This is a genomic window from Pseudomonas sp. RA_5y_Pfl1_P24 (genome assembly GCF_963970945.1).
GTDB lineage: Bacteria > Pseudomonadota > Gammaproteobacteria > Pseudomonadales > Pseudomonadaceae > Aquipseudomonas > Aquipseudomonas tritici.
The window spans coordinates 155,420-181,275 of sequence record NZ_CAXAOJ010000002.1 but is presented as its reverse complement, the minus strand read 5'-3'; the positions used below and the strand labels follow the sequence as shown (position 1 = coordinate 181,275).

At 61.3% G+C, this 25,856-nt stretch carries 26 protein-coding genes; 18 read left to right on the top strand and 8 right to left on the bottom strand.

Features of this window, described 5'->3' with window-relative positions; translation table 11 throughout:
- The first annotated feature begins 10 nt into the window (after positions 1 to 10).
- Positions 11 to 1,576 carry a methyl-accepting chemotaxis protein gene (locus AACY30_RS03385; protein WP_339467960.1) on the top strand — a complete coding sequence of 522 codons (1,566 nt, stop codon included), beginning with the start codon at positions 11 to 13 and terminating at the stop codon, positions 1,574 to 1,576.
- A gap of 99 nt (positions 1,577 to 1,675) precedes the next feature.
- Here the strand turns inward: AACY30_RS03385 and AACY30_RS03380 are convergent, their stop codons facing one another.
- The gene (locus tag AACY30_RS03380) at positions 1,676 to 2,368 is read right to left on the bottom strand and encodes an alpha/beta family hydrolase (RefSeq protein WP_339467958.1); all 693 of its coding nucleotides are present in this window, start codon (positions 2,366 to 2,368) and stop codon (positions 1,676 to 1,678) included.
- 79 nt (positions 2,369 to 2,447) lie between these two features.
- Between AACY30_RS03380 and ccoN (AACY30_RS03375) the strand changes: the two genes are divergently transcribed.
- The 14 genes from ccoN (AACY30_RS03375) (at position 2,448) to hemN (ending at position 16,391) form a co-directional block, all read left to right on the top strand.
- On the top strand, positions 2,448 to 3,872 hold the full coding sequence (ccoN, locus tag AACY30_RS03375; protein ID WP_339418731.1) for a cytochrome-c oxidase, cbb3-type subunit I: 1,425 nt from the start codon (positions 2,448 to 2,450) through the stop codon (positions 3,870 to 3,872).
- Positions 3,873 to 3,882: 10 nt separating this feature from the next.
- Entirely contained in the window at positions 3,883 to 4,491 is a 609-nt protein-coding gene (gene ccoO, locus AACY30_RS03370) for a cytochrome-c oxidase, cbb3-type subunit II (protein WP_065881223.1), read from the top strand.
- Positions 4,492 to 4,494: 3 nt separating this feature from the next.
- Positions 4,495 to 4,695, top strand: coding sequence for a cbb3-type cytochrome oxidase subunit 3 (locus tag AACY30_RS03365; protein ID WP_010208563.1), 201 nt, complete (start codon positions 4,495 to 4,497; stop codon positions 4,693 to 4,695).
- Positions 4,692 to 5,639, top strand: coding sequence for a cytochrome-c oxidase, cbb3-type subunit III (ccoP, locus tag AACY30_RS03360; RefSeq protein WP_339467954.1), 948 nt, complete (start codon positions 4,692 to 4,694; stop codon positions 5,637 to 5,639). Before AACY30_RS03365 ends, ccoP (AACY30_RS03360) begins: the two co-directional genes overlap by 4 nt.
- Before the next feature lie 409 nt (positions 5,640 to 6,048).
- Positions 6,049 to 7,491, top strand: coding sequence for a cytochrome-c oxidase, cbb3-type subunit I (gene ccoN / locus AACY30_RS03355; protein WP_339436435.1), 1,443 nt, complete (start codon positions 6,049 to 6,051; stop codon positions 7,489 to 7,491).
- Complete coding sequence (gene ccoO, locus AACY30_RS03350; RefSeq protein WP_003193167.1) at positions 7,491 to 8,099, top strand: cytochrome-c oxidase, cbb3-type subunit II; 609 nt, start codon at positions 7,491 to 7,493, stop codon at positions 8,097 to 8,099. The genes ccoN (AACY30_RS03355) and ccoO (AACY30_RS03350) overlap by 1 nt, the downstream gene beginning before the upstream one ends.
- Before the next feature lie 6 nt (positions 8,100 to 8,105).
- On the top strand, positions 8,106 to 8,291 hold the full coding sequence (locus AACY30_RS03345; RefSeq protein WP_003175465.1) for a CcoQ/FixQ family Cbb3-type cytochrome c oxidase assembly chaperone: 186 nt from the start codon (positions 8,106 to 8,108) through the stop codon (positions 8,289 to 8,291).
- Complete coding sequence (gene ccoP, locus AACY30_RS03340) at positions 8,288 to 9,265, top strand: cytochrome-c oxidase, cbb3-type subunit III (protein ID WP_339418737.1); 978 nt, start codon at positions 8,288 to 8,290, stop codon at positions 9,263 to 9,265. Before AACY30_RS03345 ends, ccoP (AACY30_RS03340) begins: the two co-directional genes overlap by 4 nt.
- 259 nt (positions 9,266 to 9,524) lie before the next feature.
- Complete coding sequence (gene ccoG, locus AACY30_RS03335; RefSeq protein WP_339418738.1) at positions 9,525 to 10,928, top strand: cytochrome c oxidase accessory protein CcoG; 1,404 nt, start codon at positions 9,525 to 9,527, stop codon at positions 10,926 to 10,928.
- Positions 10,929 to 10,943: 15 nt separating this feature from the next.
- Positions 10,944 to 11,483, top strand: coding sequence for a FixH family protein (locus AACY30_RS03330; RefSeq protein WP_339418740.1), 540 nt, complete (start codon positions 10,944 to 10,946; stop codon positions 11,481 to 11,483).
- Positions 11,484 to 11,549: 66 nt separating this feature from the next.
- Positions 11,550 to 13,994 carry a heavy metal translocating P-type ATPase gene (locus AACY30_RS03325; protein ID WP_339539732.1) on the top strand — a complete coding sequence of 815 codons (2,445 nt, stop codon included), beginning with the start codon at positions 11,550 to 11,552 and terminating at the stop codon, positions 13,992 to 13,994.
- A 22-nt stretch (positions 13,995 to 14,016) separates the two neighbouring features.
- A complete protein-coding gene (gene ccoS / locus AACY30_RS03320; protein ID WP_339418744.1) occupies positions 14,017 to 14,229 on the top strand; it encodes a cbb3-type cytochrome oxidase assembly protein CcoS in 213 nt (70 codons plus the stop codon).
- The gene (locus AACY30_RS03315; protein WP_339539731.1) at positions 14,222 to 14,905 is read left to right on the top strand and encodes a sulfite exporter TauE/SafE family protein; all 684 of its coding nucleotides are present in this window, start codon (positions 14,222 to 14,224) and stop codon (positions 14,903 to 14,905) included. Before ccoS ends, AACY30_RS03315 begins: the two co-directional genes overlap by 8 nt.
- 103 nt (positions 14,906 to 15,008) lie before the next feature.
- A complete protein-coding gene (gene hemN / locus AACY30_RS03310; protein ID WP_339539729.1) occupies positions 15,009 to 16,391 on the top strand; it encodes an oxygen-independent coproporphyrinogen III oxidase in 1,383 nt (460 codons plus the stop codon).
- On the opposite strand, the gene AACY30_RS03305 is transcribed toward hemN, so the two are convergent.
- On the bottom strand, positions 16,392 to 16,859 hold the full coding sequence (locus AACY30_RS03305) for a hypothetical protein (RefSeq protein ID WP_339539727.1): 468 nt from the start codon (positions 16,857 to 16,859) through the stop codon (positions 16,392 to 16,394). It lies immediately after the preceding gene.
- A gap of 151 nt (positions 16,860 to 17,010) precedes the next feature.
- On the opposite strand from AACY30_RS03305, the gene fnr reads away from it, so the two are divergent.
- Together fnr and AACY30_RS03295 are read left to right on the top strand one after the other, a co-directional pair.
- Positions 17,011 to 17,745: a fumarate/nitrate reduction transcriptional regulator Fnr gene (gene fnr / locus AACY30_RS03300; RefSeq protein ID WP_049712041.1), complete on the top strand. Its 735-nt coding sequence runs from the start codon at positions 17,011 to 17,013 to the stop codon at positions 17,743 to 17,745.
- A gap of 78 nt (positions 17,746 to 17,823) precedes the next feature.
- Complete coding sequence (locus AACY30_RS03295; protein WP_065873845.1) at positions 17,824 to 18,372, top strand: adenine phosphoribosyltransferase; 549 nt, start codon at positions 17,824 to 17,826, stop codon at positions 18,370 to 18,372.
- Between the two features lie 87 nt (positions 18,373 to 18,459).
- Here AACY30_RS03295 and AACY30_RS03290 read toward each other — a convergent pair whose 3' ends face one another.
- The 5 genes from AACY30_RS03290 to dnaX all read right to left on the bottom strand — a co-directional run bounded on the left by AACY30_RS03290 (position 18,460) and on the right by dnaX (position 24,101).
- Complete coding sequence (locus AACY30_RS03290; RefSeq protein ID WP_339539725.1) at positions 18,460 to 19,608, bottom strand: acyl-CoA dehydrogenase family protein; 1,149 nt, start codon at positions 19,606 to 19,608, stop codon at positions 18,460 to 18,462.
- 199 nt (positions 19,609 to 19,807) lie between these two features.
- A complete protein-coding gene (gene recR, locus AACY30_RS03285; RefSeq protein ID WP_339539722.1) occupies positions 19,808 to 20,410 on the bottom strand; it encodes a recombination mediator RecR in 603 nt (200 codons plus the stop codon).
- Between the two features lie 66 nt (positions 20,411 to 20,476).
- Complete coding sequence (locus AACY30_RS03280; RefSeq protein ID WP_339467939.1) at positions 20,477 to 21,511, bottom strand: NADP-dependent oxidoreductase; 1,035 nt, start codon at positions 21,509 to 21,511, stop codon at positions 20,477 to 20,479.
- 153 nt (positions 21,512 to 21,664) lie between these two features.
- Positions 21,665 to 22,003, bottom strand: a complete 339-nt coding sequence (locus tag AACY30_RS03275) for a YbaB/EbfC family nucleoid-associated protein (RefSeq protein ID WP_049712036.1) — start codon at positions 22,001 to 22,003, stop codon at positions 21,665 to 21,667.
- Between the two features lie 43 nt (positions 22,004 to 22,046).
- Positions 22,047 to 24,101, bottom strand: coding sequence for a DNA polymerase III subunit gamma/tau (gene dnaX, locus AACY30_RS03270; protein ID WP_339539719.1), 2,055 nt, complete (start codon positions 24,099 to 24,101; stop codon positions 22,047 to 22,049).
- Between the two features lie 133 nt (positions 24,102 to 24,234).
- Between dnaX and AACY30_RS03265 the strand changes: the two genes are divergently transcribed.
- The gene (locus AACY30_RS03265; RefSeq protein ID WP_339539717.1) at positions 24,235 to 24,993 is read left to right on the top strand and encodes a substrate-binding periplasmic protein; all 759 of its coding nucleotides are present in this window, start codon (positions 24,235 to 24,237) and stop codon (positions 24,991 to 24,993) included.
- On the opposite strand, the gene AACY30_RS03260 is transcribed toward AACY30_RS03265, so the two are convergent.
- Complete coding sequence (locus AACY30_RS03260; RefSeq protein ID WP_339539714.1) at positions 24,947 to 25,843, bottom strand: DMT family transporter; 897 nt, start codon at positions 25,841 to 25,843, stop codon at positions 24,947 to 24,949. The two genes, AACY30_RS03265 and AACY30_RS03260, sit on opposite strands and share 47 nt — an antisense overlap.
- Between the last annotated feature and the right edge of the window lie 13 nt (positions 25,844 to 25,856).

Sequence of the window (25,856 nt, the reverse complement as noted above, 5' to 3'; positions counted from 1 at the left end):
TTGAACAACCATGCGTAATAACCAACCCGTTACCCAGCGCGAACGTACCTTCCCCGCTCAGCAACGGTTGATCTCCACCACAGATGCCAAGGGCGTGATCACCTACTGCAACGACGCATTTGTCGAAATCAGTGGGTACACCCACGAAGAACTGGTCCGTGCCCCGCACAACCTGGTGCGTCACCCGGATGTTCCGGCGGCGGTGTTCGCGCACATGTGGTCGACGCTCAAACAAGGCTTGCCATGGATGGGCATCGTAAAGAATCGCTGCAAGACCGGTGATCACTACTGGGTTAACGCCTATGTGACGCCAGTCTTCGACGGCAACCAGGTGGTCGGCTACGAATCGGTGCGCATCAAGCCCACCTCTGAGCAGATCCGCCGGGCCGAAGCACTTTATCACCGCATCAACCAGGGCAAGTCAGCGATCCCCCGGCGGGACAAATGGCTGCCGGTGTTGCAGGACTGGCTGCCGTTTATCCTAGTGAGCCAACTGAGCTTCATGATCGGCGCGTCACTCAACTCCCACTGGGGCTTTGCCCTGGCGGCGGGGTTGTCGGTGCCGTTGGGCCTGCTGGGCTTGAGTTGGCAACAGCGTGGCCTCAAGCGTTTGCTGCGCCTGGCCGAGCAGACCACGTCCGACCCGTTGATCGCGCAGATGTACACCGACAGCCGTGGCGCCCAGGCGCGCCTGGAGATGTCGATCCTCAGCCAGGAGGCGCGCCTGAAGACCTGTCTGACGCGCTTGCAGGACACTGCAGAGCACCTGAACGCCCAGGCGGCGCAGTCCAACACCCTGGCGCATAACAGCTCCAGCGGCCTGGAACGCCAGCGTGTAGAAACCGAGCAGGTGGCTACGGCGGTCAACCAGATGGCGGCGACGACTCAGGAGGTCGCCAGCCATGTGCAGCGCACCGCCGATGCGACCCAAGAGGCTAACCGCCTGACCGGTCGCGGTCGCGACATTGCCGGGGAAACCCGCGAGGCGATTCAGCGTCTGTCGGTGGCGGTTGGGGAGACGGGCGTGACCGTCACTCAATTGGCCAAGGACAGCGATGAGATTGGTGGTGTGGTCGATGTGATCAAAGGCATCGCTGACCAGACCAACCTGCTGGCCTTGAACGCAGCCATCGAAGCGGCGCGTGCCGGTGAGATGGGTCGAGGCTTTGCCGTCGTTGCCGATGAAGTCCGTCAACTGGCCCAGCGTACCGCCGAGTCGACCGGGCAGATCCATGCCCTGATCGCCAAGCTGCAGCACACCGCTGCTGCCGCTGTGCAAACCATGGACGCCGGGCATCGCCAGGCCGAAGAAGGCGTAGCGCGGGTGATGGAAGCGGATCAGGCGTTGGTGGGCATCAGCGAAGCGGTGGCACATATCACCGACATGACGACCCAGATCGCTGCTGCCACTGAAGAGCAAAGCTCCGTGGCCGAAGAGATCAGCCGTAATATCAGCACGATTGCGCTGTTGGCGGACCAGACGTCGGAGCAGGCGTTGAACTCGGCGCAGTTGAGTGAAGAGCTGACGCATACCGCGAATACTCAGTATTCGCTGGTGGAGCGTTTCAACCGGTAGACCGCTATCGCAGGCAAGCCAGCTCCCACATTTGGGTGTATTCACACATCAAAATGTGGGAACTGGCTTGTCGGGTCGCCGCACCGCTGCGATGGGGCCCTACAGGCCAGCAATAAACCCAGCCACCTTCACCGCCGCAGCCGCCAAATGCTGCTCATGCGTAAACCCCGAAGCCTTCAACGGCTTCAAATCATGATCCCCCGCCACCAGCCACATCACCTCGATGCTCGGCGACACGTCGTACCCCTCCACCGCCGCCCGATTGCCCAGCGCATCGCGCTCGCCCTGCACAATCAACGTCGGCGCCTTCAACCCAGCCAGGTGCTCGACCCGTGGTTTTTCCGGCTTGCCCACCGCATAGAACGGATACCCCAGGCACACCAGCCCATCGGCGCCCAATTCATCGGCCAACAAACTGGCCATGCGTCCGCCCATGGACTTGCCGCCGATCGCCAGTTTCCCAGCGACATGACGTCGCACCTCGGCATACACCTCGCGCCATGCTTCGAGCAGTTTGGGCGCAGGGTTCGGTGGCCGCCTGCCCCCGTCCACCCGGCGCTGGGCCATGTACGCAAACTCGAAGCGCAACACGTTCACGCCATGCCCGGCAAGGCGTGCAGCCATGTCGTTCATAAACCCGGAATCCATTGGTGCACCGGCGCCGTGGGCCAGGATCAGCGTGACTGGAGCGGCTGAAGTCGTCCTCGACGCCGCATCCCACAGCCACCCATGTTCCCGCACACACTGCACCCATTGATCCCCGTCAATACTGGCCTTGTGCTCTTTGCCCATGCTTGCCTCGCTTTTTAGTCTGCCTATAACTCCAACCCAAGTGTCGCATCTGCTTGGGCTGAACCGTGGATGGGGAACCATGAACACTACTTTAAGTACCGCCTATAACTACAAGGTGGTCCGCCAATTCGCCATTATGACGGTGGTGTGGGGCATCGTCGGCATGGGGCTCGGGGTTTTTCTCGCGGCTCAATTGGTTTGGCCTGCACTCAACTTCGACTTGCCCTGGACCAGCTTCGGCCGCCTGCGCCCGTTGCACACCAACGCGGTGATCTTCGCCTTCGGTGGCTGCGCGCTGTTCGCCAGCTCCTTCTACTCGGTGCAACGTACCTGCCAGACGCAGCTGTTCGCGCCGAAAATCGCCGCATTCTGCTTCTGGGGCTGGCAGCTTGTCATTCTCTCGGCCGCCATCTCCTTGCCACTGGGCTACACCAGTTCCAAGGAATACGCAGAACTGGAATGGCCGATCGACATCCTGATCACCATTGTCTGGGTGGCGTATGCCATCGTGTTCTTTGGCACGATCATGAAGCGCAACACCAAGCATATCTACGTCGGCAACTGGTTCTTCGGTGCGTTCATCATCACCGTGGCCATCCTGCATATCGTCAACAACCTGGAAATCCCGGTTAGCCTGACCAAGTCCTACTCCCTCTACGGCGGTGCGACGGATGCCATGGTGCAGTGGTGGTATGGGCATAACGCGGTAGGCTTTTTCCTCACCGCCGGTTTCCTCGGCATGATGTATTACTTCGTGCCGAAACAGGCCGAGCGCCCGGTGTATTCCTATCGTTTGTCCATCGTGCACTTCTGGGCACTGATCACCCTGTACATCTGGGCCGGCCCGCACCACTTGCACTACACCGCGCTGCCGGACTGGGCACAGTCGCTGGGCATGGTGATGTCGCTGGTGCTGCTGGCACCGAGCTGGGGCGGCATGATCAACGGCATGATGACGCTCTCGGGTGCCTGGCATAAGTTGCGCAGCGACCCGATCCTGCGCTTCCTCGTCGTCTCCCTGGCGTTCTACGGCATGTCGACCTTCGAAGGCCCGATGATGGCGATCAAGACCGTCAACGCCCTCTCCCACTACACCGACTGGACCATCGGCCACGTACACGCCGGCGCCCTTGGCTGGGTAGCGATGATTTCCATTGGCGCGCTGTACCACATGATCCCGAAAGTCTTCGGTCGCGAGCAGATGTACAGCCTTGGTCTGATCAACGCGCACTTCTGGCTGGCCACCATCGGCACCGTGCTCTACATCGCCTCGATGTGGGTCAACGGCATTGCCCAGGGCCTGATGTGGCGTGCGGTCAACGAAGACGGCACCTTGACCTACTCCTTCGTCGAAACCCTGGTGGCCAGCCACCCTGGCTTCATCGTGCGGTTGGTGGGCGGTGCGATCTTCCTCAGCGGCATGTTCCTGATGGCTTACAACACTTGGCGCACCGTGCGTTCGGCGCAACCTGCCGAAGTTGCCGCTGCGGCGCAGATGGCCTGAGGAGTCTGTGATGAAACACGAAACGATTGAAAAGAACGTCGGCCTGCTGATGCTGCTCATGGTGCTGGCCGTGAGCATCGGCGGCCTGACCCAGATCGTCCCGCTGTTCTTCCAGGACGTGACCAACAAACCGGTTGAAGGCATGAAGCCCTACACCGCGTTGCAACTGGAAGGCCGTGACATCTACATCCGCGAAGGCTGCGTACAGTGCCACTCGCAGATGATCCGTCCGTTCCGCGCCGAAACCGAACGCTACGGCCACTACTCGGTCGCCGGCGAAAGTGTGTGGGACCACCCGTTCCTGTGGGGCTCCAAGCGCACCGGGCCGGACCTCGCGCGCGTTGGCGCACGCTACTCGGACGACTGGCACCGCGCGCACTTGTACAACCCGCGCAACGTGGTGCCCGAGTCGAAAATGCCGGCCTATCCGTGGCTGGTCACCGCGCAGGTCGACAGCAGCCACACCGAGACCAAGTTGAACGTGATGCGCACCCTCGGCGTGCCCTACACCGACGACGACATCAGTGCCGCCGTGGCCAGCCTCAAAGGCAAGACCGAGATGGACGCGCTGGTTTCGTACCTGCAAGTGCTCGGCACTGCCATCAAGAGCAAGAGGTGAACCATGGGATTTGAATTCGATGCGGGCACCATCCGCGGCCTCGGCACGCTGGTGGTCGCCATCGCCTTTATCGGCCTGTCGCTGTGGGTGTTCAACAACCGGCGCAATGCGGAATTCGAGCAGGCGCGCCTGTTGCCGTTCGCCGATGAACCTTCTCCATCCGACGCTCAAGAAGAGCCTGCAATAAGGAGCACTCGGCCATGACCCTGTTTTGGAGTACATGGATCTGCGTACTGACCCTCGGCAGCCTGATCGGCCTGACCTGGCTCTTGATCGGCACCCGCAAGGGCGAGACCAAGGGCAGCGTCGACCAGACCATGGGCCACGCCTTCGATGGTATCGAGGAATACGACAACCCGCTGCCCCAGTGGTGGTTCATGCTGTTCGCCGGCACCCTGGTGTTTGCGGTCGGCTACCTGATCCTCTACCCGGGCCTGGGCAACTGGAAAGGCGTGTTGCCGGGCTATGAAGACGGCTGGACGTCGTCCAAGGAGTGGGACAAGGAGATGGCCAAGGCTGACACCAGGTTCGGGCCGATCTTCGCCAAATTCTCGGCCATGCCGCTGGAAGAAGTCGCGAAGGACCCGCAAGCGCTGAAAATGGGCGGTCGCCTGTTCGCTTCCAACTGCTCGGTGTGCCACGGCTCGGATGCCAAGGGCGCGTTTGGTTTCCCAAACCTGGCGGACAACATCTGGCGCTGGGGCGGTTCGGCTGAAGCGATCAAGGCCACCATCCTGAACGGCCGCCACGCGGCGATGCCGGCCTGGGGTGACATGCTCGGCGACAACGGCGTGAAAAACGTCGCTGCCTACGTCCGCCACGACGTGGCCAATCTGCCATTGCCTGCCGACAGCACCGCTGACCTGGCCGCAGGCCAAGCGGCGTTCAACACCACCTGTGTCGCATGCCACGGTCCGCAAGGCCACGGCATGGAAGCCATGGGCGCGCCCGACCTGACCAAACCGGCCGGTTACATCTACGGCACCAGCCTTGCGCAGTTGCAGCAAACCATCCGCCACGGCCGCCAAGGCCAGATGCCAGCGCAGGAAGCGCTGCAAGGTAACGATAAAGTGCACTTGTTGGCCGCGTATGTTTACAGCCTGTCCCACAACGCTGATGGTGCAACGCCAGAAAGCCAGCCCCAATAACATCTGACTGCCTCCCCTGGTCAGGGGAGGCTCCGCTTACCTGTGACGAGGGAGCTTGCTCCCTCGTCACAGGTTCATGCTCACTTTTGAATGAGCCACATCATGAGCGACCAAGTGTCGCACCCTTCCAAAGCACACCTTTCCCCTCCTCACTTTCGGGTCTACGCTTGTTCCCACAGTGGACCATTCCCGGCCTACGCGACGGCAGCCGTTGCGCCCGCTAAATTTCCTGTCCACTCGATCAGCTTTCCATTTCGGATTTTATCCCTACACCAAACATGGAAAGGGCGCAGAATCTGGCGTGGAACGTATTGATACAGGTCAGCCATTGCGTTGCAATGGCCCCTCGCTTTCTACATACTTGCGGCCGATTTTACCTATAAAAAAACCTAAACCGTGGAACCTTAGAATGAGCACAGCAATCAGTCCGACTGCTTATAACTATAAGGTAGTCCGCCAGTTCGCCATCATGACGGTGGTCTGGGGGATCCTTGGCATGGGGCTCGGGGTGTTCATCGCCTCGCAACTGGTTTGGCCGGAATTGAATTTCGGTTTGCCATGGACGACCTTTGGCCGCCTGCGCCCGCTGCACACCAACCTGGTGATCTTCGCCTTCGGCGGATGTGCATTGTTTGCCACCTCCTACTATGTCGTGCAGCGAACCTGCCAGACGCGACTGATCTCCGACAGCCTCGCGGCCTTCACCTTCTGGGGTTGGCAAGCGGTCATTGTCGGCGCCATCGTCACCCTGCCACTGGGGTACACCACCACCAAGGAATACGCCGAGCTGGAATGGCCCATCGCCATTTTGCTTGCCATTGTGTGGGTGACCTATGCCGTGGTGTTCTTTGGGACCATCGTCAAGCGCAAGACCAAGCACATTTATGTGGGCAACTGGTTCTACGGGGCGTTTATCCTGGTGACGGCGATGCTGCACATCGTCAACCACGCCTCGTTGCCGGTCAGCCTGTTCAAGTCCTACTCGGCCTACGCCGGGGCCACGGACGCGATGATCCAGTGGTGGTACGGCCACAACGCCGTAGGGTTTTTCCTCACCACCGGTTTCCTGGGGATGATGTACTACTTCGTGCCGAAACAGGCCGAACGTCCTATTTACTCCTATCGCCTGTCCATCGTGCACTTCTGGGCACTGATCACCCTGTACATCTGGGCCGGCCCGCACCACTTGCACTACACCGCGTTGCCGGACTGGGCGCAGTCCCTGGGCATGGCCATGTCGATCATTCTGCTGGCCCCGAGCTGGGGCGGCATGATCAACGGCATGATGACCCTGTCGGGTGCCTGGCATAAATTGCGCACTGACCCGATCCTGCGCTTCCTCGTGGTATCGCTGGCGTTCTACGGCATGTCGACCTTTGAAGGGCCGATGATGGCGATCAAGACCGTCAACTCGCTGTCCCACTACACCGACTGGACCATCGGCCACGTACACGCCGGCGCACTCGGCTGGGTAGCGATGATCTCCATCGGCGCGCTGTATCACATGATCCCCAAACTGTTCGGCCGTGCGCAGATGCACAGCGTCGGGCTGATCAACACGCACTTCTGGCTGGCGACCATCGGTACCGTGCTCTACATCGCCTCGATGTGGGTCAACGGCATCACCCAGGGCCTGATGTGGCGTGCAATCAACGATGACGGCACCCTCACCTACTCCTTCGTCGAAGCGCTGCAGGCCAGCCATCCGGGCTTTATCGTCCGCGCGTTGGGCGGTGCGTTCTTTGCCTCCGGCATGCTGTTCATGGCCTACAACGTCTGGCGCACTGTGCGTGCCTCCGACCCTGCCGAAGCCGAAGCCGCCGCCAAGATCGCCGTTGTGGGAGCCCACTGATGAAGCATGAAGTAGTCGAGAAGAATATCGGCCTGCTGGCCTTCTTCATGGTCATCGCCGTGAGTATCGGCGGCCTGACCCAGATCGTTCCGCTGTTTTTCCAGGACGTCACCAACAAGCCGGTGGAAGGCATGAAGCCGCGCACCGCGCTTGAACTGGAAGGCCGCGACGTCTACATCGCCAACGGTTGTGTCGGCTGCCACTCGCAGATGATCCGCCCGTTCCGCGCCGAAACCGAACGCTACGGCCACTACTCGGTCGCCGGCGAAAGCGTCTGGGACCACCCATTCCTGTGGGGTTCCAAACGTACCGGCCCGGATTTGGCCCGTGTCGGCGGTCGTTACTCTGATGACTGGCAACGTGCGCACTTGTACAACCCGCGCAACGTCGTGCCTGAGTCGAAAATGCCGGCGTACCCGTTCCTCGTGGAAAACAAGCTCGACGGCAAGGACACCGCGAAGAAGATGGAAGTCTTGCGCACCCTGGGCGTGCCCTACACCGACGAAGACATCGCCGGTGCAGCCGCAGCCGTGAAGGGCAAGACCGAAATGGACGCATTGGTGGCCTACCTGCAAGGCCTTGGCACCATCATCAAAAGCAAACGGTGATTCTTCATGGATATCGGGATGATTCGTGGGCTGGGCACCGTTGTGGTGATGGTTGCCTTTATCGGCCTGGCGTTGTGGGTGTTCAGCCCCAAGCGCAAGTCGGAGTTTGAAGACGCGACCTTGCTGCCCTTTGCGGATGATCCCGAAGCCATCAAGCACGTCGAGCAAGCTTCTAGGAGTAACAAAGAATGACTACGTTCTGGAGTCTGTACGTCACAGTCCTCAGTCTGGGTACCATCTTCGCCCTGACCTGGCTGCTGCTGTCGACCCGCAAGGGCCAGCGCGCCGAGCAAACCGACGAGACTGTCGGCCACTCGTTCGACGGCATCGAGGAGTACGACAACCCGCTGCCCAAGTGGTGGTTCATGCTGTTTGTCGGCACCATCATCTTCGCCCTCGGCTATCTGGTGCTGTACCCGGGTCTGGGCAATTGGAAGGGCCTACTGCCGGGCTACAACTACCTCGATAACGACAAGCAAACCGCTTTCGCCAACGGCCAGACCGGTTGGACCGGCGTGCACGAGTGGGAAAAGGAAATGGCCAGGTCGGACGCCAAGTTCGGGCCGATCTTCGCCAAATTCGCCTCGATGCCGATTGAGGAAGTCGCCAAGGATCCACAAGCCTTGAAGATGGGGGGCCGTCTGTTCGCCTCCAACTGCTCGGTGTGCCACGGTTCCGACGCCAAGGGTGCCTATGGCTTCCCCAACCTGACCGACGCCGATTGGCGCTGGGGTGGCGAGCCCGCCACCATCAAGGAAACCATCATGAAGGGTCGCCATGCCGTGATGCCGGCCTGGCTGGATATCCTCAAGGAGCAAGGCGTCAGCGACGTCGCCGCCTTCGTGGTGACCAACCTTGACGGTCGCAAACTGCCAGAAGGCGTCAAGGCTGACGTGGCCAACGGCGAAAAACTCTTCGCCGCCAACTGCGTGGCCTGCCACGGCCCTGCCGGTAAAGGCACCCCCGCCATGGGCGCGCCTGACCTGACTCACCCAGGCGCCTTCATCTACGGCTCGAGCTTCGCCCAACTGCAACAGACCCTCCGTTGGGGCCGTCAGGGCCAGATGCCTGCGCAGGAGCAACTGCAAGGGAATGACAAGGTGCACTTGCTGGCGGCGTACGTTTACAGCTTGTCCCATGGGGATAAGAAGGCTGAAGAGCAGTAAGACCTTTCAAATGCGCTGAAAACACCGAAGACCTAGTGTGGGAGCGGGCTTGCCCGCTCCCACATTGGATCTCCTTCGATTTGACGACCGAGCCAGCCAAAACCGACCCTACTTTCCAAGTCAATTGATCCAGATCACGTAGGTCGTCCCCTTTCAGCAGCAACGGGGGCGTATCATCAGGCCACTGCAACACCCTTTAATTTGACCCCGGTTGGCACGTACTGGCCGAGGCAAGTCTCCACCGCCGTGGGATGCAATGATGAGCGACCAGATACCGGTACAAGACGTTACCCCGCCTGCCAAAACCGTCGACCTCTACGCCTCGCGAGAGAAAATCTATACCCGTGCCTTCACCGGCCTGTTCCGCAATCTGCGCATGCTCGGTGGTGCCGGTCTGTTCCTGCTCTACTTCGGCACTGTGTGGCTGAACTGGGGTGGTCACCAGGCTGTGTGGTGGAACCTGCCGGAGCGTAAATTCTTTATTTTCGGCGCGACCTTCTGGCCCCAGGACTTCATCCTCCTGTCGGGCATTCTGATTGTTGCGGCGTTCGGCCTGTTTTTTATCACCGTGTACGCCGGACGCGTGTGGTGTGGGTATACCTGCCCGCAAAGTGTGTGGACATGGATCTTCATGTGGTGCGAAAAGGTCACCGAAGGCGACCGCAACCAACGCATCAAGCTCGATAAAGCGCCGATGGGCGCCAACAAATTCCTGCGCAAAGTCAGCAAGCACAGCCTGTGGCTGCTGATCGGCTTTGCGACCGGCATGACCTTTGTCGGCTACTTTTCGCCGATCCGCGAGCTGGTGTTCGAGTTCTTCACCGGCCAGGCCGATGGCTGGTCGTATTTCTGGGTGGGTTTCTTCACCCTCGCCACCTATGGCAACGCCGGCTGGCTGCGCGAACAGGTGTGCATCTACATGTGCCCGTACGCGCGTTTCCAGAGTGTGATGTTCGACAAAGACACGCTGATTGTCTCTTACGACCCACGTCGTGGCGAACTGCGCGGCCCGCGTAAAAAGGGCGTCGACTACAAGGCCCAGGGCCTGGGGGATTGCATCGATTGCACGATGTGCGTGCAGGTGTGCCCTACGGGTATCGACATCCGCGACGGCCTGCAGATCGAGTGCATCGGCTGCGCCGCGTGTATCGACGCCTGCGACAACATCATGGACAAGATGGACTACCCGCGTGGCCTGATCAGCTACACCACCGAGCACAATCTTTCCGGGCAGAAAACCCACAAGTTGCGCCCGCGCTTGATCGGCTATGCCTTGGTATTGCTGGCCATGATCAGCCTGCTGGCGGCGGCATTCTTCATGCGCTCTCTGGTGGGTTTCGACGTGAGCAAAGACCGCGTGCTGTTTCGCGAAAACGCCGAAGGGCGTATCGAAAACGTCTACAGCCTAAAGATCATGAACAAGGATCAGCGCGACCACACCTACGTGCTCGATGCGTCGGGCCTGCCGGACCTCAAGCTGCAGGGCCGCCGCGAGATCAAGGTGGCCGCCGGCGATATCGTCAGCATGCCGGTGGAGCTGTCGAGTGCGCCGGAACAATTACCATCGAGCACCAACGAGGTGACCTTCATGCTCAAGGATGCCGATGACGCCAGCGTCCAGATTGAAGCCAAGAGCCGATTCATCGGCCCACACGTCCGTTAATCAAGAGAGCCAACAATGCCCCTAGCGACTGCTGCAAGCCCCTGGTACAAGCATCTGTGGCCCTGGATCATCATTGCGATCCTGGCCTGCTCGGTGACCTTGACCCTGTCCATGGTGACCATCGCGGTGAACAACCCGGACAACCTGGTCAACGACAACTACTATGAGGCCGGCAAAGGCATCAACCGTTCCCTCGACCGTGAGCTGCTGGCCCAGACCCTGCAACTGCGCGCCAAGATGCACCTGGATGAGCTGACCGGTGAAGTCGAGGTGAACCTCACCGGCAACAGCAACCCGACCACCCTGGAATTGAACCTGATTTCCCCGACCCAGCCCGAGAAGGATCGCAAGATCAACCTGGCCCGCAGTGACAGTGAGCCCGGCCGCTACATAGGCCAGGTCACCGACAAGGTCGAAGGCCGTCGCTTCGTCGAATTGCTCGGCGTGGAAGGCGACCGCACCTGGCGCATGTTCGAGGAAGAACAGGTCAGCCACGACAAAGACTTGCTGCTGGGTGATGAACCGTTGCAGGGTGCCGAAGACCTGAAAAAGTAAAAACCTGCGCTTCGCGCATCGCGGGCAAGTCGCACCGCCGCTCCCAGCCACTATAGATTCCAGATCATGACCACCCCGTGCTACCACTGCGCCCTCCCCGTCCCCTCCGGCAGCCGTTTTACCGCCGTGATCCTCGGCGAACGCCGCGAACTCTGCTGCCCCGGCTGCCAGGCGGTGGCCGAAGCGATTGTCGCCGGTGGCCTGGAAAGCTACTACCAGCACCGCAGCGAAGCCTCGGCCAACCCTGAGGCGTTACCCGTGCAACTGGTGGACGAGCTGGCGCTGTACGACCGCGCCGACGTGCAAAAACCCTTTGTACGCCACGACGGCGAACTCGCCGAAGCCACGCTGCTGATGGAAGGTATCAGCTGCGCCGCCTGTGGCTGGCTGATCGAGAAACACCTGCGCCGCCTGCCCGCCGTGGCCGAGGCGCGCCTGAACGTGTCCAACCACCGCTTGCTGGTGCGCTGGGCTGACGGGCAGTTGCCGTTGAGCCAGTTACTCAGCGAGCTGCGCCATATCGGTTACGCCGCCCACCCGTATCAAGCGGACCGCGCTGCCGAGCAACTGGCCAGCGAAAACCGCCTGGCCCTGCGCCAATTGGGTGTGGCTGGGCTGCTGTGGTTCCAGGCGATGATGGCAACCATGGCCACCTGGCCGGAATTCAACATCGACCTGAGCCCGGAGCTGCATGTGATCCTGCGCTGGGTGGCGATGTTTCTTACAACACCCATCGTGTTCTACAGCTGTGCACCGTTTTTCAAGGGCGCCTTGCGCGACTTGCGTACGCGTCACCTGACCATGGATGTGTCGGTTTCATTGGCCATCGGCGGTGCATATCTGGCGGGCATCTGGACCGCGATCACCGGCGTAGGTGAGTTGTACTTCGATGCGGTGGGCATGTTTGCGCTGTTCTTGCTGGCCGGTCGCTACCTCGAGCGGCGTGCCCGCGAGCGGACGGCTGCCGCGACGGCGCAGTTGGTCAACCTGCTGCCCGCCTCGTGCCTGCGACTCAAGGCGGATGGTCAAAGCGAGCGCATCCTGCTTCCCGAGCTGGCGTTGGGTGACCGTGTACTGGTGCACCCCGGTGCAGTACTGCCGGCGGATGGCGTGATTCTCGACGGCCAATCGAGCATTGATGAGTCCCTGCTCACCGGTGAATACCTGCCGCAACCGCGCCAAACCGGGGATGCGGTCACGGCGGGCACCCTCAATGTGGAAGGCGCATTAACAGTCCAAGTGCGCGCCTTGGGCCATGACACGCGCCTGTCCGCCATCGTGCGCCTGCTGGAGCGCGCCCAGGCCGACAAACCGCGCCTGGCGCAGATCGCAGACCGCGCTGCGCAGTGGTTCCTGCTATGCTCGTTGATCGCCGCCGCCCTGATCGGCTTGCTGTGGTGGGAATTGGATTCTTCGCGGGCGTTCTGGATTGTATTGGCGATGTTGGTCGCGACCTGCCCATGTGCATTGTCCCTGGCCACACCCACCGCGCTCACTGCCGCCACTGGCACCTTGCACAAACTCGGGTTATTGCTGACTCGCGGACATGTGCTGGAAGGGCTGAACCAAATCGACACGGTGATTTTCGACAAGACCGGCACCCTCACCGAAGGCCGCTTGGCCTTGAGAGCCATCCGTCCCCTGGGCACATTGAGCACGGACCTGTGCCTGAGCCTCGCCGCCGCCCTGGAAAACCGTTCCGAACACCCGATTGCCCGCGCCTTTGGCCGCGCGCCGCTGGCCGCCGATGAGGTGCTCAGTTCGCCTGGGCTTGGTCTTGAAGGCCGCGTTGGCGAGCGCCAATTGCGCATTGGCCAACCGGGCTTTGTCTGCGAACTCAGTGGTTGCGCGATCCCCGCCTCACCGACAGATTCGGGTCAATGGCTGCTGCTTGGCGACCGCGAAGGCGCCCTCGCCTGGTTTGTGCTCGATGATCGCCTGCGCAGTGACGCCCCGGCCCTGCTGGCCGCCTGCAAGGCGCGCGGCTGGCGCACGCTGTTGCTATCCGGGGACAGTTCGCCGATGGTCGCCAGTGTCGCCGCCGAGTTGGGGATCGACGAAGCCCACGGTGGTCTGCGCCCTGATGACAAGTTGCAGGTGCTGCAACAACTGCACAAGGAAGGCCGCAAGGTGATGATGCTCGGCGATGGGGTCAACGATGTGCCTGTGCTCGCCGCCGCGGATATCAGCGTGGCCATGGGCACCGCCACCGATCTGGCCAAGACCAGCGCCGATGCGGTGTTGCTTTCCAACCGCCTGGACGCGCTGGTGCAAGCCTTTTCCCTGGCGCGGCGCACGCGTCGCGTGATCATTGAAAACCTGCTGTGGGCCGGGCTGTACAATGGCCTTATGCTGCCGTTTGCCGCCCTGGGTTGGATCACGCCCATCTGGGCGGCTATCGGTATGTCCCTCAGTTCGTTGACCGTGGTGCTCAATGCCCTGCGCCTGACTCGCCTGCCGAGCGCGCCAGTTGCCCGAGCCCCCTCAGTAACCCGCCCGCTGCCGGTGTGAGCCGTGCGGACATGGAGTGCAGATGCCAGCTTTATACGTGATGATTCCGGCGGCGCTGCTGTTAGTGGGCGTGGCCATCTACATCTTCTTCTGGGCCGTGGACAGCGGCCAATACGACGACCTCGATGGGCCGGCCCATAGCGTGCTGTTCGACGACCAGGACCCGAATCACCTGGCCGGTGTCGAAGAAGCCAACCACCCCGAACAATCGCCCAAAGACCCACCCCATGCTTGAACTGGCGCCGCTGTTGATCTCCGCATTGATCCTCGGCCTGCTGGGGGGCGGCCATTGCTTGGGCATGTGCGGCGGGCTGATGGGCGCATTGACCCTGGCGATCCCCAGGGAGCAGCGCAGGCGCAGGTTTCGCCTGCTGCTGGCGTACAACCTGGGGCGCATCCTCAGCTATGCCGCTGCCGGCGTGTTGATCGGCCTGGCCGGCTGGGCGGTGGCGAACAGCCCGGCCGCGATGTTCATGCGCGTACTCGCCGGGCTGTTATTGATCAGCATGGGCCTCTACCTGGCGGGCTGGTGGAGCGGCCTCACCCGCATCGAAAGCCTCGGGCGCGGCCTGTGGCGGCATATCCAGCCGGTTGCCAACCGTTTGCTGCCGGTGTCCAGCCTGCCGCGCGCGTTGCTGCTGGGTGCACTCTGGGGCTGGTTGCCGTGCGGATTGGTCTACAGCACGTTGCTGTGGGCGGCGAGCCAGGGGAATGCGCTGGACAGCGGGTTGCTGATGCTGGCGTTTGGACTGGGCACTTGGCCGGTACTGTTGGCCACCGGCCTGGCGGCTGAGCGGGTCACGGCGCTACTGCGCAAACGCAGCGTGCGGATGGCCGGTGGCTTGTTGGTCATGCTCTTCGGTATCTGGACGTTGCCCGGTCCGCATCAGCCCTGGCTAATGGGCCACTAAATCGCCATGTGGCATAGCGCCGCTCCCCGTTGATGCAAATCAAGATGCCACCTTCGACGCGCCCCTAGACTCACCCCACTAGCCAATCCGGGGGAGCGCCCGCATGCTCGACGCCATTCGTTGGGACACCAATCTGATTCACCGCTACGACTTGGCGGGACCGCGCTACACGTCCTACCCCACCGCCGTACAATTCGACAGCCAGGTCGGCACGTTCGACCTGCTCCACGCCCTGCGCGACAGTCGCAAGGCTGTGCGGCCATTGTCGCTGTATGTGCATGTGCCGTTTTGCGCGAACATCTGCTACTACTGCGCCTGCAACAAAGTCATCACCAAGGATCGTGGCCGCGCCCAGGCTTACCTGCAACGCCTGGTGCAGGAAATCCAGCTGGTGGCCTGCCACCTCGACCCGAAACAACCAGTGGAACAACTGCACTTTGGCGGCGGTACGCCGACGTTTCTCAGCCACGACGAACTGCGCCAGGTCATGGCATGCCTGCGCCAGCACTTCAATTTGCTGGATGATGATTCCGGCGACTACAGCATTGAGATCGACCCCCGCGAGGCGGATTGGGCCACCATGGGCCTGCTGCGCGAGCTGGGCTTCAACCGCGTCAGCGTCGGCCTGCAAGACCTCGACCCCGAGGTGCAACGCGCGGTCAACCGCCTGCAAAGCCTGGAAGAAACCCGTGCAGTCATCGACGCCGCGCGCACCCTGCAATTTCGCTCGATCAATATCGACCTGATCTACGGCCTGCCCAAGCAGACCCCGCTGAACTTCGCGCGCACCGTGGAGGAAGTGATCAGCCTGCAACCGGACCGCCTGTCGGTATTTAACTATGCGCATCTACCGGAACGCTTCATGCCGCAGCGGCGCATCAACACCGACGACTTGCCTTCTCCGGCAGAAAAGCTGCTGATGCTGCAAACCACCATCGAGCAATTGACCCAGGCCGGCTATCGCTACATCGGCATGGATCACTTCGCCCTGCCGGACGACGAGCTGGCCATCGCCCAGGAAGAAGGCACTCTGCAACGCAACTTCCAGGGCTATACCACCCACGGTCATTGCGACCTGATCGGGCTCGGGGTGTCGGCGATCAGCCAGATCGGCGACCTGTACTGCCAGAACAGCAGCGACCTCAACGCCTACCAGAACAGCTTGGCCGGCGCGCAACTGGCCACCAGCCGCGGTCTGGTCTGCACCTCGGACGATCGGTTGCGGCGGGAGGTTATCCAACAGTTGATCTGCAATTTCAGCCTGGCGTTCGAGAAGATCGAGCCGGCCTTCAACATTGATTTTCGCGGGTATTTTGACGACATCTGGCCGCAACTGGAGGCCATGGCCGAAGATGGCCTGATCGAACTCGACGCCCAGGGCATTCGTGTATTGCCGGCCGGGCGACTGCTGGTGCGTTCGGTGTGCATGGTGTTCGATGCCTACCTGGAGCACCAGAATCGGCAACGATTTTCACGGGTGATCTGATTACATCGACAAGGAGGCGGCCTTCATCGAGTCGTTGGCGCTCATACCTTTCATCGACTTGGCCAGGGAGGTCTGAGCCGACATCAGGCCCGCCTGCAAAGAACTGATTTCGCTTTGCAGAGCACTGGTCTTGGCTCGAGCCTCTTCGGGCGAAAGGTTATTGGCCGCCGCGACTGCCGCCAGTTCGGCCTGTTTTTCGGCGATCTGCTGTTTCAATTGGCGGATCATTTTCAGCACCTGTTTGACGTTGTCGTCCAGGCCACTGTCATCGATATCCGCATTGGAGCTTTTGGCCGCACCAGCGGCTTTGAAGGCATCGGCGGAAATAGTCACGGTCACACCTTCAACCACTTTGGGTGCAGTAGCCGTTTCAGCGCCTGGTACTTCTTCCTTGGCCTCAGCCAATGGCTTTGCATCCGGCACAGTCGGAACGCGGATGGCAGGGTTGTAGGCGGCTATAACAGACATGATCCAGGCTCCGACTAATAGGTATGCCTGCTGTATCGACCTTGATACAAAAACCTTTATACCGCTGCCGGTTTTTTGTACACGCTGGCTTCAGCGACCTCCAGTGCGTTACCCTTACGTCTTATGTGTGTTTTCCCACAAGGATTAAAAAATGTCCGAGCCAGTCAAACTGCGCGCTCACAGCCAGGCCCATTGCAAGGATTGCAGCCTGGCACCCCTCTGCCTGCCACTTTCGTTGAATTTGGAAGACATGGATGCGCTGGACGAGATCGTTAAACGCGGTCGCCCGCTGAAAAAAGGCGAGTTTCTGTTTCGCCAGGGCGACAAGTTCGATTCCGTTTATGCAGTGCGTTCGGGCGCGTTGAAGACATTCAGCCTGAGCGATGGCGGCGAAGAACAGATCACGGGTTTCCACTTGCCCAGTGAACTGGTGGGGCTGTCAGGCATGGACACCGAGATTCACCCGGTGTCGGCCCAGGCGCTGGAGACTACGTCAGTGTGCGAAATCCCCTTCGAGCGCCTGGACGAACTGGCCCTGCAATTGCCGCAACTGCGCCGTCAGCTGATGCGCGTGATGAGCCGCGAGATTCGCGACGACCAGCAAATGATGCTGCTGTTGTCGAAGAAAACCGCCGACGAGCGCATCGCCACCTTCTTGGTCAACTTGTCCGCGCGGTTCCGCGCCCGTGGTTTCTCGGCCAACCAGTTCCGCCTGAGCATGTCGCGCAATGAAATCGGCAACTACCTGGGCCTGGCGGTGGAAACCGTGTCCCGCGTGTTTACCCGTTTTCAGCAGAACGAGTTGATCGCTGCCGAAGGCAAGGAAGTGCATATCCTCGACCCGATCCAACTGTGTGCATTGGCCGGCGGCACGGTCGACGCCTGATCCAAACGCTGCGGCCGCGCCAACTGGCGAGGCCGCAGGTATACTTCGAGTCCGTTTCCAGCCCAGGACTCTTCGACGATGACCTTTGATTCGTTCGACATCAAATCCCTGATCCGCCCTGTCATCGACTTCCCCAAGCCTGGGGTGATCTTTCGTGACATCACCCCGCTGTTCCAATCGCCTCGCGCCCTGCGGCTGGTGGCCGACAGCTTTGCCCAGCGTTATGTCGAGGCTGACTTCACGCACATCGGCGCCATGGATGCGCGGGGGTTCCTGATCGGTTCGATCATCGCCTATCAACTGAACAAGCCGCTGATCCTCTTTCGCAAGCAGGGCAAGCTACCAGCCGACGTGCTGGCCGAGGGTTATCAGACCGAGTACGGCGAGGCCTTCCTGGAAGTGCACGCTGACAGCCTGTGTGAGGGTGACTCGGTATTGATCTTCGATGATTTGATTGCCACAGGCGGCACCCTGATCGCGGCGGCGAACCTGGTGCGGCGCATGGGTGCGCAGATTTTTGAAGCGGCGGCGATCATTGATTTGCCGGAGTTGGGTGGGTCGCAGCGGTTGGAAGATATGGGGATTCCGACGTTTTGTTTGACGCAGTTTGCGTTGACTGAGCGCTGACCGCTTGAGCTGATTACTTAGTTGTCCGGTCCGGCCTCTTCGCGAGCAAGCCCGCTTGCCCGCGAAGAGGCCAAGAAGAACACAAGATCACAACCCCATCTGCTTGCTGATGATTTCATTCATCACTTCCCGAGTCCCTCCCCCGATGGACAGGATGCGGTTGTCCCGATACAGGCGCTCCACCAGGTTCCCACGCATATACCCCTGGCCCCCGAGTATCTGCACGGCGTCAAACGTCACGCGGTCCGCCGTGTCAGTGGCGAGGTTCTTGGCCATGGAAATTTCCTTGATCACACTCTTTCCCGCGGCCATCTTTGCCGCCTGGCGGTAGGTGAATTCGCGGGAGACTTCCACGGCAGTGGCCATTTCCGCCAAGCGATGCTTGATCACCTGGAATTTGCCGATGGGTTTGCCGAAGGCTTCGCGTTGCGCGGCCCATTTGAGGCTTTCCTCAAGTGCCAGCTGTGCGGTCATGTTGGCCATAAGGGCCAACGCCAGGCGTTCGCTCTGGAAGTTGCCCATGATGCAGGCGAAACCCATGTTCTCGGCGCCGATCAGGTTGCCAGCAGACACCCGGCAATCGTCGAAGAATAATTCAGCCGTGTCCGACGCCCACCAGCCCATTTTCTTCAGAGGTTGGCCGACGGTAAAACCGGGGGTGTCTTTTTCGATCAGCAGCAGGCTGATACCGGAAAAACCCGGCTCGCCGGTGCGCACGGCCACGGTGTAGAAATCGGCGCGGATGCCGCTGGTGATAAAGGTTTTGCTGCCGCTGACGCGGTAGTGATCGCCGTCGCGAATGGCGCGGGTTTGCAGGCTGGCCACGTCGGAACCGCCGCCCGGCTCTGTGACAGCCAGGGCGATGATCTTCTCACCCGACAACACCAACGGCGCTACGCGCTGGCGTACTTCGGGTCGCGCCCACTTGACGACAGGCGGCAGGCCGATATCCAGCGAACCCAGCCCCGCCACCACGCCGCCGGAGCCGCAGCGCATCAACTCCTCGCTGGCGGCCACTTTGGCGAACAGATCACCTTCATGACTGCCACCCAGGGCTTCGGGGTAACCAATGCCCAGTATCCCCGCCGCGCCGGCCTTGAGGTACAGCTCTCGGGGAAAACTCTCGGCCTCTTCCCACTGCTCGACGCCGGGCAACATTTCGCGTTCGACAAAACGGCGCACGCTCTCGCGGACCAATTGATGGCTGGGATCGAAGTAGTCCTGATAGGCAGACATCGGCAAGCTCCACTGTGAGGTAGAGCGAACTTACCAAGCGCTTGCTTGGCTATCAAGTTGACTGCAGATTTCACCCAGAACACAAAACCAATGTGGAGCGGGCTTGCTCGCGAATGCGGTGGATCAGTCAATATCTTTGTTGACTGCTACCCTGCATTCGCGAGCAAGCCCGCTCCCACCTTTTGATCTGTGTCGCCCCTTAAAGGGCGATGGGTTTGCGACCGGCGAAGGAATGCGCCAGCGTCCCACCGTCCACCAATTCCAACTCGCCACCCAGCGGCACGCCATGGGCGATGCGCGAGGTGATCAGGCCTTTGTTGCTCAGGAGTTGGGCGATGTAATGCGCGGTCGCCTCACCTTCCACCGTCGGATTGGTGGCCAGGATCACTTCGGTAAAGGTGCCCTGCTCTTCAATACGCGCCACCAGTTGCGGAATGCCGATGGCTTCCGGGCCCAAGCCGTCCAGCGGCGACAGGTGGCCCTTGAGCACGAAGTAGCGCCCGCGATAGCCAGTCTGTTCCACCGCGTACACATCCATCGGCCCTTCCACCACGCACAGCAGCGTGTCGTCGCGGCGCGGGTCGGCGCATTGCGGGCAGAGCTCCTGTTCGGTGAGGGTGCGGCACTGGCGGCAGTGGCCCACACCGGTCATGGCCTGGCTCAGGGCCTGGGCCAACCGGGTGCCGCCGCTGCGATCACGCTCCAGCAGTTGCAGCGCCATGCGCTGGGCAGTTTTCTGGCCCACGCCCGGCAAAGTGCGCAAGGCGTCGATCAGTTGGCGAATCAGGGGGCTGAAGCTCATGGGCGAAGGGTCCGACAAAACAACGAGACGCGGTTTATACCCGCGCCTCGGATTAGCGTCAAATGCTCAATCCTGTGCGACGCGCACCACCAACTTGCCGAAGTTGCGTCCCTCCAGCAAACCGATGAAGGCTTGCGGCGCCTGCTCCAGGCCGTCGACCACATCTTCGCGGAACTTGATCTTGCCATCGCGCACCCACGGCGCCATGGCGCTGAGGAACTCGGGCTGGCGATCACCGTAGTCATCAAACACGATAAAGCCCTGAATGCGCACACGCTTGGTCAGCAAGGTGCGTTGCAGCGCCGGCAAGCGATCCGGCCCGCTGGGGGCTTCATGGGCGTTGTAGCCGGCGATCAACCCGCACAGCGGAATGCGCGCCTTGGGGTTGAGCAAGGGCACCACGGCGTCGAAGACTTTGCCGCCGACGTTCTCGAAATAGATGTCCACGCCCTTGTCGCACGCCTGCGCCAATTCGTTGGCAAAGTCCGCGCTCTTATGGTCGATGCAGGCATCAAAGCCCAATTCGTCTACCACGTAGCGGCACTTGTCCGCCCCCCCGGCGATCCCGATGACGCGCAAGCCCTTGAGCTTGGCCACCTGCCCCACTACCGAGCCGACCGCGCCGGATGCCGCTGCCACTACCAGGGTTTCCCCTTCCTTGGGCTGGCCGATGTCCATCAGCCCCATGTAGGCGGTCATACCCGGCATGCCCAGCACACCCAGGGCCATCGACGGGCTGGCCAGACCTTTTGGCACCGGAATCAGGTTGCGACCATCGGAAATGCTGTGGCTCTGCCAGCCGGTAGCACCGACCACCAGGTCGCCCACTTCGAATTTCGGATGACGCGACTGCTCGATACGGCTGACAGCGCCGCCGGTCATCACTTCGTCGATTTCCACTGGAGCTGCGTAGGACGGTGCGTCGCTCATGCGGCCGCGCATGTAGGGATCAAGTGACAGGTACAGCGTCTTAAGCAGGACCTGGCCGTCTGCCACCTCCGGCAGACTCACCCGCTCCAGGCGGAAGTTCTCCGGGGTGGGTGCACCCTGGGGGCGTGAGACCAGGACGATGCGCTGGTTCAGTATCGGTTCTTGAGGCATGAAGGTGCTCCTTTAACGGTAATCGAATTCATCGCTATCAAGTGCAGACACCGGCTGATACGCCGAGGTTCTATAGAGTTACCTTCCCGTAGGGCGAGTAAAAAAAATGCCAGGCACGAGACCTGGCATTTGAGTCTAGCTAAGGCTTGCCGATCAGAACGGCAGCTTCATGCCCGGTGGCAGTTGCATGCCAGCGGTCACGCCACCCATTTTTTCCTGACTGTTGGCTTCGATCTTGCGCACGGCGTCGTTGACGGCCGCGGCGAACAGCGCCTCGAGCATTTCCAGATCATCTTCGCTGGTACCTGGCAATACGCTTGGGTCGATGCTCACGCGCTTGATGTCGTGACGACCGGTCATTACCACACTGACCATATCGCCACCGGCCTTACCGGTGACTTCGGCGTTGGCCAGTTCTTCCTGCATCTTGGCCATCTTTTCCTGCATCTGCTGCGCCTGCTTCATCAGGCCGGCCATGCCACCTTTCATCATGGGAATCACCTCAAAAGTACGTGGATCAATGATTGGCCCGGTGTTATGACGCTTGGGGCACCGGGGCTTCGACGGGTTCAATAGTATCGTGACGGACGACCGCACCGAACTGTTGCATCATTTGCTGGATGAGCGGATCAGCGTGGATCGAGTCTTGCGCTTCACGCTGGCGGTTGATACGCCGGCGGCTCGCGGCCTGGGCCGGGGTTTCCTGCTCAGGCTTGATCAGCTCGATGGCGATGGTCAGCGTGCGCTCATGGTACTGGTTCAGCGCATCGTTCAGGCGGCGCTGCTGGGTCGCGTTGAACAGGGCGCTGTGGGCCGGGTCCAGGTGCAACAGCCAGTGGTCGCCTTCAATGGAAATCAGCGTGCAGTTGGCCGCGATGCTGCCGGTCATGCCGGAGATCGGCAGTTTCGGGAACAGCTCCAGCCATTGCAGCGCCAGGCCGGTGGCCGGGGCTGAAGCGGGTTCCGCCTCGGGCTCAGGGGCCGGCTCGGCGGTGTGTTCGCTGGCCAGGTCGTCCAGGTAGCTGTAGGCCGAATCCATGTCCGGCTCAATGTAGTCTTCGTCCAGCGGCGGTTCGTCGTCGAGGTCGATGCCTGGGGTGGCAGCTTCCACCTGGGCCACGGTTGGCTCGGGGGCAGGCGCAGAGGCCCACTCAGGGGCATCCGGCACCACGCTGTCCGGGGTCGGCTTGGGCATCGGCGTCAGCTCGGGCTGCTCGCTGCTGGTTTCCAGCACAGGCTCCACGGCAGGCACCTGCTCGACTTCAGCGTCGGCGTCTACCGGATTATTCCAGGGCAAATCGACGACCGGCTCAGGCTCGGCGATCGGTTCCGACTCGACCACTGGCGCAGCAACCACAGGCTCTGGCTCAGGTGCCGGCGCGACCGGCGCGGGTGCAGCCACCACTGGCGCAACCACTGCCGCGCCAGCCACTGGTTTGGCGGAATCAACTGTGGCCTGGCTGATCCCCACTGGCTTTAACGGCTGTCTCGGCGCATCGGCAGCGTCCGCGGGCCGGAAGGCCAGCATGCGCAGCAGCACCATTTCAAAGCCACCGCGCGGGTCCGGCGCCAAAGGCAGGTCCCGGCGACCGATCAGGCCCATCTGGTAATAGAACTGCACATCTTCGGCCGGCAACGCCTGGGCCAGGGCCAACACGCGGTCGCGGTCGCCATGACCGTTGTCGACCCCTTCCGGCAGGGCCTGGGCGATGGCAACGCGGTGCAGCACATTGAGGATTTCCGAGAGCACGCCGTTCCAGTCCGGGCCTTGCTCCGACAGGTGCCGCACGGCTTCGAGCAACGCCTTGGCGTCGCCTTCGATCAGCGCGTGCAGCACGTCGAATACCTGGCCGTGGTCGAGGGTGCCGAGCATGGCGCGCACGTCGGCGGCCATGACCTTGCCTTCACCAAAGGCGATGGCCTGATCGGTGAGGCTCATGGCGTCCCGCATCGAACCATCGGCGGCGCGGCCGAGCAGCCACAAGGCATCGTCTTCAAACGGTACGTTCTCGACGCCCAACACGTGGGTCAAATGCTCGACCACTCGCTCGGGGGTCATGTTTTTCAGGGAGAACTGCAGGCACCGCGACAAAATCGTTGCCGGTAGTTTCTGCGGGTCGGTGGTGGCCAGGATGAATTTAACGTAGGGCGGCGGCTCTTCCAGGGTTTTCAACAAGGCGTTGAAGGAATGGCTGGACAGCATGTGCACTTCGTCGATCAGGTAGACCTTGAAGCGGCCACGGCTCGGCGCGTACTGCACGTTATCCAGCAGCTCGCGGGTGTCTTCGACCTTGGTACGGCTCGCGGCGTCGATTTCGATCAGGTCGACGAAACGCCCTTCGTCGATTTCCTTGCACACCGAGCAGGTGCCGCAGGGCGTCGAAGTGATACCGGTTTCACAGTTCAGGCATTTGGCGATGATGCGCGCAATGGTGGTCTTGCCCACTCCCCGGGTACCGGTGAACAGGTAGGCGTGGTGCAGCCGTTGGCTGTCCAAGGCATTGATCAGAGCCTTGAGCACATGGGTCTGGCCGACCATTTCGCGGAACGAGCGCGGACGCCATTTACGTGCAAGAACCTGATAACTCATCGAAAACCGTCGCAACTGGGAAGCGGAAGCCGGTAATGCTAGCGGAGCAAGGGGGAAATTGCATCCGGCACGCTCGCCTAATCTGACTAAGCTCTCCTGATTGGCCCCAAAAAGGCCTGAACCCGGAGAGCATATGCGCGTAGTCCTGGGCGCCTTATGGATGATCACCACGGCGAGCCTGGCAGCGCCCGCACCGTTGCGTTTCTCGGTTTCCGACAGCTGGGCGATGCCCATGGTGCAATTGGAGCACGGACGGCCCACTCAGGGCATTTTGTATGACTTGATGTTGAGCCTGGCCACCCAGGTCGGTCACCCGGCCGAATTCCACGTATTGGCACGCGCGCGAATCTCCAGCGCCATGGAGCATGGCGAGATTGATGTGCGCTGTTATGTCACCCAGGCCTGGGTCGACAACCTGTCGGGTGATTACACGTGGAGTATCCCGTTGATGGTGCAGCGCAACCTGTTGGTCAGCACTCAGATCCCTGCGCAGCCGGTTCAGGTTGGCAAACTTGCGCCACAGGCCATCGGCACGGTGCTCAATTATCGCTACGCCACCCTTGAGCCTTTGTTTGCCAGCGGCCAGCTCAGCCGTGACGATGCCCGCAGCGAAGAGCAGGTGCTGCAAAAACTGGTGGCCGGGCGCTTCAAGTTCGCCGTGACCAATGAATGGATACTCGACCGGTTCAACCAGCGGATGCCGGTCGGCAAACGCCTGCACAAGGTCGCGGTGATCGATCAGCAGAACCTGGGCTGCACTGTGCGCAATGATCCGAATGTGCCGGTGCAAAAAATCCTGCGCACCTTGTTGCGCATGAGGATGTCGGACGAGATCGACGAAATCATCAAGCTGTATACCGCAGAGGCCACCGCCAACGCCCTTCCAGACTGATCGCTGCCACGCTGGCCAACACAATCATGCCGCCCAGCACCACTTGCAGGGCGATGTGCTCACCCAGCAACGTCGCCGCCATCACCATGGCGACGGGCGGGATCAGGTACATCGCCACCGAGGCGCGGCTGACTTCGACATGCTTCAACACGTAGCCCCACGCCAGGTACGCCAAAGCACTGGGGAAAATCCCGAGCACCAGCACCGCAAGGTTTTCCGGCAGCGGCGCCTGCACCATGGCAGCGGGCAGGCCTGGCAGGTTCACGCAGAGCATCAACGTGCCCACCCAGACCATGTAGCACGCCATCGTCAGCGGGCTATAGCGATGGGCATAGTGTTTCTGGATGACGAAGTACAGGCTCCACGACACCGCCGCCAGCAGGATCAGCACACCGCGCGGGTCGATATCGCCCATGCCGTGATCGCCCCAGATCACCACCAGCACGCCGAGCAAGCCAAGCAACACGCAGCTCCAGCGCCAGAGGCTGACCCGCTCCTTCAAGCAGAAAAACGCGATCAACACACTGAACAGTGGTGCCGATTGCGCCAGTACGCTGGACGCCGCCGCACTCACGAATTGCTGTCCATAATTGAGGCTGGTGTGATGCAGGAACACCCCGAAAAAGCTCAACACCAGCAGCCACGGCACATCCCGCAGGCGCGGCCGGCCGATGCCCATCACCAGCGCCACACCGGCCATGAACAGCGAAGCGATCAGAAACCGCAGCAGCGCGAGCTGCCCAGGGCTGTAGCTGTGCAGCCCCATGTGCACGCCAATCGGCGAATAGGCCCAACAGAGGATGACGCTGGCAATGACTAGCGTAAGCTTCAGGGGTGACGGGGTGTTCATCGACGGCATCCGA